We start from the raw sequence: 10,908 nt of genomic DNA on the forward strand, positions 1-10,908 counted from the left end.
CGTGTCAGATCGGACACGCCGGGAAACTTCCGCGTCGAGCTAACTTTCGGCATCCCTAGAGTGGATGTGCTCGTACCCGTGAGCAAGCGAGACAGTATGGGCCGGTGCAGGTTCCGCGGAACGGGTGATCCATCGGGAATCTACGGCTGCGATTCGAACCGCGTGGCCTCCGAACCGACTACTCCGAGGCTCGTCTTCGGTCGTGGCCGGACTCGTCCACCTTGCTCTGCTCCCAGCTGAGAAGGTCGGACAGTCGATGCCGTCTGTATCGGCGTATGCGAGCGAAGCGCGGACCCCGATTGGTGCTGGTACCACTGAGGCAAGATCGAGATCGATGAGCCGAGCGAGCAGCGAGTCTCCAACAGGATCCATTGGCCTTCCTGGCGGTGAGCTCTGCCGCGCGAGCTGAAGCGGTTGAGCGAACGAACAATAGCCCCATCTGGCGTACCCCATGTGCCAGCGGCCGGGTGAGGGCGGTCCGCCAGATGCACGGAATTCGGCAAATCAATGGGTCCGGCCTGCCTCAGATCGACACCGCCCGTTGATCTTTCGCTGCCTCGCGCTGGCCGGTTCGGTCAGCGCGGTATGCGGCTACTTCGGGACCGACACCGGCGCGGCGGCAACGTTGCTCGCGGCGACCCATCCATGGGTCGCCGCCGACGCCGTGGTGTCCCGCAGCGGCCGACCAGATCTGGCCCGCAATGCTCTGGCGCGCGTCCAAGCACCGACCCTACTGATCGTCGGCGGCCACGACCCGACGACGTTGACACTGAATCAGCGTGCGCAAGCCGCGATGCCGGGTGCACTGGAGACAGCCGCCGACCTCACCCGCGACTGGTTCCTCGCGCACCTGACGCACAGCAGGCGGCCCGAACACGTCACCGCGTCCCCGATCACCGACCGCAGCTGAGGCGGCCGACGCTGTATTCCTCGGCTAGATCGGCCAGACTCGCGTCGTCGTCGGGGTCGTGGATCGTCTTCCGGGCTGCTAGAGGCAGTTTCGGTTGCTTGCCCTTGAGCCGACCCTTCGCTCGGGCCCTGGCCATGCCTTCACGGGTGCGTAGATGGTCGAGGTTGGCCTCGAACTCGGCGACCATAGTGAGGGTTTGCGGGAACAGCTTGCCGAACGGGTTGTTCCAGTGATGGATCGCGCGGCTGAGCCCGAACAGTACGCCGCGGTTGCGCAGGCCGGTGAGGATGTCGCTGGCCTCGGCCATGTTGCGGGCGAACCGGTCGAACTCGGGAATAAGTCTGCGTGCGGGTTTGCCGCCGCGGTCAGTCCGGGTTCGGCCGCAGTACCGCGGCGCCGTACCAGTGGCAGATCAGCAGTGCCAGCTCGACGTCCAACCGATCGTCGGTGATCGGCCGCCCGCGTCGCGAAACTGCTCGCCCGACCCGGTACTTCACCGAGTTGGAATGGAGATCGAGCTGCGTGGCGGCCGCCTTGTAGCTGGATCCGGTGTGCAGGAACACCCGCAGCGTCTCGCGTAGCCGGGCATCGTTGTCGTTGTCGGCGGCCAATTCGCCGAGCACCTCGCTCACCCATTCGCTGACCTCCGCGCGGGCGCCGTCGAACAGCGCCGCGACCGACAGCCCCGGATCGCTCGCCGCGATGATCCTCGGTTCTAGGTCCCCGCGGGTGAGCGCGACCGAGCGTGCGCGCATTGCATGCCGATGGGTCCGGCGGAAGCCGGATAGCCCCTGGCTCATGATGCCGATCGCCAGACGCGGTGCGTGGGGCCGCTTGCTTGCGAAATCACGGACCTTGGCCACCGCATCGGATTGCTCGGAGCGGTAGGGCAGCCAGGCCCATGCGCTCGTCCGGTCGGCGGCCGCGAACAGCGGCGCGGCCGCGGTGCCGACCGCCTCGGCCAGCTCACGGACGAAGCGTTGTAGCCGGGTGAGCTCGTCACGACTCGCGCCGGTGTCGGGATACCAGAGGATCAACGCCAGGTGATGCCAACGCAGCGGGTAACGGATGGAGTCGGTCGCGGCATCGATATCGACCGGCTCCCTCCCGGACAGCACCTCACGCACGCGCAGCGCGCGGGCGCTGTTGCGGCTCTCGAGCCACTGCTCACGCTCGGTCTCGTACACCGCGACGACCTGCATGGTGATCTGGTCGATGTACTCGAACATTGGGGTGGTGATCGCCTGCGCGACCGTGACACCGTCGGCGGGCGCGATAGCGCTGGCCCGTAATTCGGCGAAGACCAACTCGGTCATCCGCCGCTGGCCGACCCGATAGGCACGCACCAGGGCATTGACCGGAACTCCGTGCTGGGCAAGGCGTCTGGCGTATTCGATGGCCGCGGTGGGAGCGTTGATCCGTGCGACTGGTATGTCGTGCTGCAGCGCGTGCAGGATGGTGTCGACATTGCCTTCCACGCTGGCGCCGAGCAGTTCGACGGTGCGGGCGTCACCCCGCAATTCGGGGATATCGTCCTCGAGACCGCGCCGCAGGATCGCGGCGATATCGGTCACCCGCTCGTTCATGCGGGCGGCGATCCGCGCGACATGGCGGCTCACATCGCCATCACCGTCGCGACGAGAAGTCGTCACTCCCCAACGGTAGTCACTGCGCGGTTGCTGCGCGGGAAATTGCGGGCTTGTTCTCCGGGGACGACACCGGCGGCGAACGTCGTCGATCACCTCGACAGGCTGCGTCTCGCGTCGCTGTCGTCGCTGCTCAGCGATCACCGGGTGTCGACCGGCCATGTCGACTGGCGTCCAGGCGTCGGGTCCCCTCACCGGCTGCCTACCAGCATGCGGATCCGACATTGCCGCGATGTGGGCGCCTGCGGATCAGCGGTCCGAATCAGCTGGCCCGGCGGGAGTATTCCGACGGTGTCCATCGTGGGGGTGGCGGTGAGCGGCGTGCTCGCACCGGAACTTCGGAGACGTAGCCGTCGATGATCGGAATTCCGTAGCGGCGTTGGAATTTGGTCAGCACTTCAACCTCGGCTGGGGCCGTGCCGCAGATGGCGAATCGTACCGATGAGGTGTTCGGCCGGATGTGGGCGGGCAGATCCGACAGCAGTGCATACGTGGCCGGGACAGCGGAGATGTATGTGGCACGGGTGCGCTCGATTCGGTCGAAGAAGGTCTTCGGGCTGAAGGCCATGGTGGTGCGGCCATTGGCGAGCAGTGGCGACAAAGTGCCGACAACGATGCTGTTGACGTGGAACAGCGGTAGATTCAGCAGGCTGTGATCGGCTTCGGTGAGTTCGAATGCCTCGATCACCATTGAGCACATGGCGTTGAGGTTGGCGTGATCGACCGTCACCCTGTGGGATTTGCCCAGGGTGCCGTTGGTGCGGAGGAGCAGCGCCAGTGTGTCGTCGCGGGGCCGTGCGGGTTCGGCGACATCGGGGTCCGCGGTGGTGAGATCGTCGGCGGGTATGACGACGTGGACCGCAGCGTCGGGGGTGGGCCGCTGCGCGGTGATCAGCACCTTGGCGCCCGTGTCGGTCAGCTGATAGTCGGCTTCCGCAGCGGTCAGCGACGGGTCGATAGGGATGACCGTGGCACCCACACGCCAGGTGGCGAACAGGGATACGACAAAAGCGGCGGTATTGGGCAACATGATCGCGACCACGTCGCCGCCCGAGACTCCCGCGGCGCGCAGGGTAGCGGCGGCACGCCGCACGGCATCGAGGAATCCCGTGTTGTTCAGGTCAGTGCTGTCGTCGGCGACGGCGGCCGCGTCCGGTGCGGCAGCCGCACGACGGTCCGGAAGAGTCGAAAAAAGGTTCATCAGCGGTCCTCAGAAAGGGGAAATAGGGAATGACGACAACGGTAGAAATCACTCCGCAACTGGACACCGTCGTGCATCAACGAAATTCGCCGCGGGCATTGTCACCTCAGGCCAATGCCGACCTCACATACGCCGCCGCAGTAACCGGGATGTAACTATCGCCTCCGCCACTTCCTCGCTTCCCCATGGCTCGAGCCAGGTGCGGGAGTTGATGGCGTGACCGTCGAACGGCCAGGTTCGCATCGTCGTCGGGCGCGGGGTGTGTGAATGCGGCGACCAGCCGCTGCCCATGCTGCGAAACCAGCATGGGCAGCGGCGAATCGGATGTGTCAGACCGAATCGAGGACGACAGCGGTGTGATCGCCGGGCCGCAACAGGGTGAGCCGGTCGCGCAGCCCCGCATCGGTGAACGCCGCGAGTAGTGCGGCGGCCCCTTCGGTGAAGTGCTGCCAGCTGTCGAAGTGCAGCGGCACCACCTGCCAGGCGCCCAGGATCCGAGCAGCCGTCGCGGCCTCGGCGCTGGTGAGCGTGAGGTGACCATGCTCGATCAACGCTGTGCTCGCTGCACCTGCGAACAGCATCGCCACGTCGATGGTCGGGAATCGCTCGGCGACTGCGCGGACGACATCGAGCGACGCGTTGTCGCCGCTGATGTACACCGTTGGCAGGTCCGCACCCGTCAGTACGAACCCGGCCACCTCGCCGACCAGATGCTCGGTACCGTCGGGACCGTGTTGCGCCGGAACGCGGGTGATCCGCAGGGTGCCGCCGTCGGGTCGGACGAGATCGACGTGTTCCCACACCCCGACAGCGCGGCACGATCCGGCCAGCCGCGCCTCCGCAGCCGCGGTGGTCAGCACCAGCGGTACCTGCGCCAGATAGCGCCGACCCGCCGTATCGAGATTGTCGGGATGCTGATCATGGGACAGCAGTACCGCGTCGACCGGGCCGACCTGCTGCGGCGACAACGCCGCCGCCGCAGTCTTGACAAGTTCTCGCCCCGCACCGAGCCGGTACTTCCCCGGCCCGTCGAAGGTCGGATCGGTGAGCAGCCGCAGCCCGCCGATGCTGACCACAGCGGTGGGCCCACCGAGTGCGTGGATCTCGATGCCGAGTTTCATCGGGCGCCGGCCGAGGCGGATCGGGCGGTGGCCCGTACGACGGCTGCGGCGTTGGCGATCGCATAGATCGACACCGCGACGGGCACCAGAATGCGCTCGTCGATGGAGATGAGTACCACCGTGGCGAGTGCGAGCATCATTGCTCGTTGGGCCGCGCCGTTGCGGGCGATCGCCATGAGAACTGTCATGTTCATTGGATGCTCCTGTTTGCGTCAGTAACCGACGGTGAATCGAGTGCGGAGGAAGGAGTTGGTCTCGATGGCGTCGACGACGGCCGAGGCGTAATCGCCTACGCTGATCCGACTTTCACCGTGTTCGTCGACGATCGGAGTGTCGCGCGCCTCGATCCGGTACCTTCCGGTCCGGTCGCCGGGCACCAGATACACCGGCGGCGGACTGACATACGACCATGCGACCGACGTCTGCGCGGCTCGCAACAGTCGCAGCGCCTCGCCTTGATCACGTGCCGTCTCGAGATATTGGGGTGGAAAGTCCGGTGCATCGACGAACCGTTGTCCCGGTGCGCATTCCAGGCTTCCGCCGCCGCCCAGGAAGACGAGCCGGTCGACACCGGCCTTCGGCAAGGCCGCGAGGACGGCTTCGGCGGCGCGCGGCACCAGCCGGTCGCCGCCCTTGACCGCGACAACCACGGCGTCGTGCCCGGCCACCCGTGTCGCGATCGAGTCGACGTCGGTGGCGTCGACATTCGCCCGCCCCAGGACCGTGACCCGATGACCGCGTGCTCGTGCTTCGCGTACCACGGCACCACCGAGGTTGCCCGTCGCGCCGATCACGGCGATCCGGATCCGGCCGTGCGCCCATGCCCGGTCGAGGAATTCGCTGATGAGCGGAACCACTTGCGGCAGTGTCTCTTCCAGTGCGAAATGACCGGTGTCGAGCAGGTGCAGTTCGGCCTCCGGCAGATCGCGCAGGTATGCGGTGGCGCCGGATTCGGGGAAGAACAGATCATTGCGGCCCCAGAGGATCAGCGTGGGTGGCTGATGCTCGCGCAGCCACCGCTGCCAGGTCGGGTAGAGCTCGACATTGGTGTGATAGTCCAAAGCGAGCGCGATCTGGGCTTGCTCGCGGCCGGGCTGTTCCAGGAAGTACTGGTCCAGGGTCCAGCCGTCCGGCGAAACGTGCTCCGGATCGGTTGTGCCGCCTTCGTGTTGCGCGCGGGTGACCGGGAGGGTGAGAATTTGCCGCACATTGTCTTCCGCACCGGCGACGCCGGGCCGATTGGCGATCAGATCCCGGGCCGCCTCGGACAGGCCCTCGACGTAGGTATTCGCGTTCTGCACCACCAGGCCGGCAATCCATTCCGGATGCCGGGTAGCCAGTCGAAGACCCACCGGGCCACCGAAGTCGAAGGCGTACATGACGAATCGGCGCAGCCCGACGGCCAGCACGAAGCCCTCGACGGTGTCGGCCAGCGCCTCGAACGAGTAGCGGTAGTCCGCTGGAACCTCGGTGTGACCGAAGCCGGGATAGTCGGGCGCGATCACCCGGTAGCGGAAACCCAGCGCGTCGATCAGCCTCCGGAACTGATGCGACGCAGAAGGAAAGCCGTGGAGCAGCAACAGGACCGGCGTATTGTCCGGCCCCGCGCTGCGGTAGAACACGCGCACACCGTCGACATCGACGAACCGGTGCACGATCTGGGGTATGTCCATGACAAGCCTAACAGGAATGTGTTTGCGTTAGCATCGGTAGACTGACAGGCCTGGAGGGTTAATGCAAGACAATTCTCATTTACCTGGGTCGGCGGAGCCCCAACCGGGGACCCGGCGGCCCGGTGGACGCACCGCACGTACCCGCACCGCCGTACTCGACGCCACGCTGGCCGAGTTGGCCGAGATCGGTTACGGCAGTGCCAGTCTGGACCGGATCGCCCAGCGGGCCAATGTGGCAGTGTCGACGATCTATCGGCGCTGGGGCAGCCTCGAGGCACTCATTCGCGACGCGGCCGACCAACTCGCCACCGAATTCACCTTGCCCGATACTGGCGATCTCGAGCAGGACCTGCGGTATATCGCGGGCGCCATCGTGCGGCTGCGGGGCAACCCGGCGCACCAGGGATGGCTGGATTGCATGGTCTCGACCGCCGTACGCGATCCCGCGGCCAGGTCGACGCTGACCGCCGCGATCAATGACCGCGCCGAGCGGGCGGCGGTCGCGGTACTTCGCGCGATCGACCGGGGCGAGGTGCCGGCCGACACCGACCCGATCCAAGTGATTCGCTGGCTCGCCGCCCCCATCTATCAGCGGATTTACCTCACCGGAGAGCCTATCGACATCGACCTGGCCGATCGCTGTGCCGCTATCGCCGCCCACGCCGCTCGCGCCGGTCTGCTATCGAGGTTCAGCCCCGGCAATGGATGAACAGTCCGCCGGCGAGGCCGGGGAGACCCCGAGATGCAACCGGCGTCCGCCGTGCAGCACCATCTGCGGCGATCAGGCGCTGCACCGGGTCGTCGATCTCGATCGGCAAATACGAGATCACCGCCGAAACCCGGTTGTCCAGAACGTATTTAGCCTCGGTCGTCCGGGTCGAGACCGGTACGACGACGCGTAGCGTGGTTGGGATGGGCCGTTCGCCGCGGCTCGGTAGCAACCGGCGGTAGGCGGCGGCGACCGACCGCCGGCGTGCCTGTGCGGTTCGCTGTCCGTGGTCCTGGTCCATGACCGGATCGGGTGGTGCCGAAAGTCCCGGGATCGACAGGCCTGCTGGAGTTCACTCCTGCCGCGCGAGCGCAGGCGTGGGTGCGGATCGATTCGCCGACGCCGCAGCCGAACTGGTGCCGTTGTTCTCGCTGATCGAGGCCCGGGGACTCTTTTCGCGGTGGTGCGATCGCCGTGTGATGGAAGTATGGGCACGAAACGGGCCCCGCGACCCCGTCCTTCTCGACTGCGGTGGCGGTCGATCCTGGTCGAAGGCCGAACCGCCCGCTACGCGGTCGGCGGAGTCGGCCCTGGCGTGCTCTTCCTGCATGGCTGGGGACTCGGCGGACAAGCCTATACCCGCCCGTTGCAACAGCTCATCCGAATGGGAATACGCGTGTACGTCCCGGCGATGCCCGGGTTCGGCGGCACCGCCAGCTTGCCGGTCGAGCCCCGGACCCTCGCCGGATACGCCCGGTGGATCGGCGAGTTCGCCGACGCGATCGGCCTACCCCGACCGGTGACCGTGGTCGGGCATTCCTTCGGTGGCGGTGTCGCGATCAAAGTGGCCCACGACCTGCCCGACCTCGCCGAGCGGCTGGTATTGGTGAACTCCATCGGCGGTTCGGCGTGGACCGACGACCGTGGAGTGGTGCGCGCGCTGCGGGATCGCCCGTTGTGGGACTGGGGGCTGCACCTGCAGGCCGATCTGTTTCCCGGTCGCCAACTGACCCGGGTCCTACCGGTGATCTTGCGTGATGCGGTGCCGAACATTGTGCGCAACCCGCGCGCGGTGTGGGAAGTCGCTCACCTCGCCCGAACCGCCAACCTGGCCTCCGAACTGGCCGCGCTCGCCGAACGCCGGCTCCCGATCTTCGTGGTGTGGAGCAAGCTGGACACCGTCATCCCCGAATCCACTTCGATGTCGCTACGGACCGCCCTCGGTGACCCGCGCACGATCACCGTGCCCGGCGGGCATACCTGGCTCATGCACGACCCGAACACCTTCGGCGAACTCATCACCAATGTGATCCGCGAACCATTTACCGGCCCCGACGCCACCACCGCGCGTCCTGCGGCGGCAGAACGATCATGGACAACAAACAGCCAGAACAAGCGCCGGCAGCAGGGCCGCGCCCTGCCCTGAGCTCGTCACCGCCCGGCCGGGTCTTCAGCCCGGATCTGTGAAGGCGGACGAACCAATGGCCCAAGGCATCGCTCCAACAGACCGGTTCGTACTCTGTCAGCGTTCTGGCACTCTCCCTGGTGGTCGGTGCAGGAGGTCGGTCGTGCAGGACATTGTTTTTGTGGTCTCGCTGTTGGCAGCTATCTTGCGAAGATCTACGGCGGCGGAAATGCGCCGGGGGACAAGGTTTTCGGGCCGGTGGGGGTGGAGCGGTTGCTGTACCGGTGTTTGCGGATCGATCCGGGAGGTGAGCAGCGTTGGATCGCTTATGTCGGTTCGGCGTTGGCGGTGACGGTGGTCGGCGCACTGGGGAATTACGCGCTGTTCCGCGCGCCCCGGTCCTGAGCGCTGGCTGCCAGCCGAGCGTTGGTCGAATCGCTGGGCGGAATTGCCGCCCAATCGTTGTCCCGGGCAGGTCGGGCCGCACATCATCGACGCCGTCTGAGCTGGAATCGATCATCGAAATCGCTTGTACCGGAGCGCGATTCGGTGCTTGCGCGTCTCTGGTCGACAGGATGTCGTGGTGAATTCGTTCGACGACGGTGTTCAGGTCCCAGCTGGCGTCCGATGCGGACCTTGTCGGTGAACGCCACGGCGTCCCACACCGGGTCCGCCACCGGATCTCGTCGATGAGCTGACGTTTCGTCCATTTCGGCGGGCGGCCCGCCTTCTTACCACGAGGCAGCAACGGCTCCAACCGCGCCCACTGGGCGTCGGTCAGATCCGCTCGCCTGGTCACCGCTACGCTGGGCACGAGGTCTCCGGTATTCAGTTGCTTCTTGGTCGAAACAACCAACTACCGGAGGCCTCACCTTATTGCCAACGCGGCCAACACTTTCCAACTCGAGCGCTCAGACTCGCCACGAAGCAGCGCCCCACACCCCAACCACTATTGAGACACGGCCCAGTCCCCCGGTGGTGGCGCTCGGACCTCACAGCACTGTGTAGCAGCACACTTAGCCGACTTCTCGGGATTGCGTAGAGCGGAGCGCTTTGCGATAGGCGGCTGGCCCGCTGCCGAACCAGCGGCGACAGGAGCGGCTCAGCTCGCTTTGCTCGGTGTAGCCGAGCTCGCGGGTCAGGTGTCTGAGGGTGATATCGGTGTCGCGGAGGTAGCGTTCGGCGGCGGCTCGGCGGATCTGGTCGATCAGTGCGCCGAGGGTGGTTCCCTCGGCGGCGAGTCGGCGCTGCAGGGTCTTGGGGTGCAGTTGGAACTGGTCGGCGATCACCTCGACAGAGGTGACCCCGGTCGGCAACAGGTGCCGCACGATCGAGCGCACCGATTCGGTCATGTTCGAACCGTGCAAGGTCAACGTGCTGAGGTACTGCACAACGGCTTGATGCGCCAATAAGTCTTGTTTGAGCGGGCGGTCGAGGTCTGCGGTGCAGATCGTGAAACCGCTGTTCGGCTGCGCGAAAACCGTTCGGCAGCCGAAGAACTGGGTGTAGTCCTGCTGGGCGGCCAACGGCTCATGGGGCAGGTGAACTGACAGCGGGGTGTAGTCGGAGCCGAGAAGGAAACGCAACACCTGCAGCGATACGCCGAGGGACAGTTCGCTCACGTGGGGATGAGGCGGCAGCCGATCGATGACGATCCGAAATTCGTAGAACGACCGGCCGGGGGTGGCCAGCGGCGAGATCTCGATGGCGAGCGCGGGACTGTAGGCGGCCATGAAGGTGCCGAATGTCGCGATCGCGTCGGCCACGGTCGCCGCGGTGCGTGCGGCCACTCCGACCGGGCCCAGGATTTCGATGCCCTGTCGCCGCGCCAGCTGCCGCCCAAAATCCGTTGGTGCCATCGCTGCGGCGGCGTCCTCCACGGCCCGCACGACGGCCGGATACGGCAGGAACGCTTCGTAGTTCCCGACGTCGGCTGGTCTGATGCCGGCCCCGCGCAGCAGCTCAGCGGGGTCGCCGCCTAGTTCGGTGACCAGCTGTGGGTAGTTCGCCAGCGATGTGCCCCGAATCACATTCATGTCTTGAATTGTCAAATCTTTGTCCTGAATCGTCAAGACCTGCGGTCGGCTGGGACGCATTCTGAGTTCGGCGGCAAACCACCGCCCTCCCGAGTGCCGACGGGAGCCCGCTGACCCACATGGAGGTCACGATGCCCCTGACCATCGAACCGGCCCCTGCCGCAACCAGTTCGGGGGCGCTGCTGCCCCTGGTCGCCCTACCCCAGG

Annotated in this window: 11 protein-coding genes and 1 pseudogene; 4 read left to right on the plus strand and 8 right to left on the minus strand. The window is 66.2% G+C overall.

Annotated features, from left to right (window positions below):
- The first annotated feature begins 541 nt into the window (after positions 1 to 541).
- Positions 542 to 910, plus strand: a complete 369-nt coding sequence (locus ACIRRA_RS26655) for a hypothetical protein (protein WP_402773298.1) — start codon at positions 542 to 544, stop codon at positions 908 to 910.
- Here the strand turns inward: ACIRRA_RS26655 and ACIRRA_RS26660 are convergent.
- From ACIRRA_RS26660 to ACIRRA_RS26685, 6 genes are all read right to left on the minus strand, one after another.
- Positions 894 to 1,247 (minus strand): recombinase family protein, encoded by a 354-nt coding sequence (locus tag ACIRRA_RS26660; RefSeq protein WP_402773351.1) that lies wholly within the window; start codon positions 1,245 to 1,247, stop codon positions 894 to 896. The genes ACIRRA_RS26655 and ACIRRA_RS26660 overlap by 17 nt on opposite strands.
- A gap of 28 nt (positions 1,248 to 1,275) precedes the next feature.
- Complete coding sequence (locus tag ACIRRA_RS26665; protein ID WP_402773301.1) at positions 1,276 to 2,562, minus strand: PucR family transcriptional regulator; 1,287 nt, start codon at positions 2,560 to 2,562, stop codon at positions 1,276 to 1,278.
- Between the two features lie 256 nt (positions 2,563 to 2,818).
- Positions 2,819 to 3,757: a class I adenylate-forming enzyme family protein gene (locus ACIRRA_RS26670; protein ID WP_402773303.1), complete on the minus strand. Its 939-nt coding sequence runs from the start codon at positions 3,755 to 3,757 to the stop codon at positions 2,819 to 2,821.
- A 329-nt stretch (positions 3,758 to 4,086) separates the two neighbouring features.
- On the minus strand, positions 4,087 to 4,878 hold the full coding sequence (locus ACIRRA_RS26675; protein WP_402773305.1) for an MBL fold metallo-hydrolase: 792 nt from the start codon (positions 4,876 to 4,878) through the stop codon (positions 4,087 to 4,089).
- Positions 4,875 to 5,072 carry a hypothetical protein gene (locus tag ACIRRA_RS26680; protein ID WP_402773308.1) on the minus strand — a complete coding sequence of 66 codons (198 nt, stop codon included), beginning with the start codon at positions 5,070 to 5,072 and terminating at the stop codon, positions 4,875 to 4,877. The genes ACIRRA_RS26675 and ACIRRA_RS26680 overlap by 4 nt, the downstream gene beginning before the upstream one ends.
- A gap of 18 nt (positions 5,073 to 5,090) precedes the next feature.
- Entirely contained in the window at positions 5,091 to 6,551 is a 1,461-nt protein-coding gene (locus ACIRRA_RS26685; protein WP_402773311.1) for an alpha/beta fold hydrolase, read from the minus strand.
- A gap of 61 nt (positions 6,552 to 6,612) precedes the next feature.
- Here ACIRRA_RS26685 and ACIRRA_RS26690 point away from each other — a divergent pair, with 61 nt between their 5' ends.
- The 3 genes from ACIRRA_RS26690 (at position 6,613) to ACIRRA_RS26700 (ending at position 9,070) form a co-directional block, all read left to right on the plus strand.
- Positions 6,613 to 7,260 carry a TetR/AcrR family transcriptional regulator gene (locus tag ACIRRA_RS26690; RefSeq protein WP_402773314.1) on the plus strand — a complete coding sequence of 216 codons (648 nt, stop codon included), beginning with the start codon at positions 6,613 to 6,615 and terminating at the stop codon, positions 7,258 to 7,260.
- A gap of 487 nt (positions 7,261 to 7,747) precedes the next feature.
- Positions 7,748 to 8,686, plus strand: coding sequence for an alpha/beta fold hydrolase (locus tag ACIRRA_RS26695; RefSeq protein WP_402773317.1), 939 nt, complete (start codon positions 7,748 to 7,750; stop codon positions 8,684 to 8,686).
- 126 nt (positions 8,687 to 8,812) lie between these two features.
- Positions 8,813 to 9,070, plus strand: a complete 258-nt coding sequence (locus ACIRRA_RS26700) for a potassium-transporting ATPase subunit KdpA (protein WP_402773320.1) — start codon at positions 8,813 to 8,815, stop codon at positions 9,068 to 9,070.
- Between the two features lie 250 nt (positions 9,071 to 9,320).
- Here ACIRRA_RS26700 and ACIRRA_RS26705 read toward each other — a convergent pair.
- Positions 9,321 to 9,479, minus strand: a pseudogene (locus tag ACIRRA_RS26705) (transposase); the annotation flags it as partial.
- Positions 9,480 to 9,681: 202 nt separating this feature from the next.
- Positions 9,682 to 10,701 carry an AraC family transcriptional regulator gene (locus ACIRRA_RS26710; RefSeq protein ID WP_402773323.1) on the minus strand — a complete coding sequence of 340 codons (1,020 nt, stop codon included), beginning with the start codon at positions 10,699 to 10,701 and terminating at the stop codon, positions 9,682 to 9,684.
- Positions 10,702 to 10,908 lie beyond the last annotated feature (207 nt).

Source organism: Nocardia sp. NPDC101769 (assembly GCF_044766925.1).
Lineage (GTDB): Bacteria > Actinomycetota > Actinomycetes > Mycobacteriales > Mycobacteriaceae > Nocardia.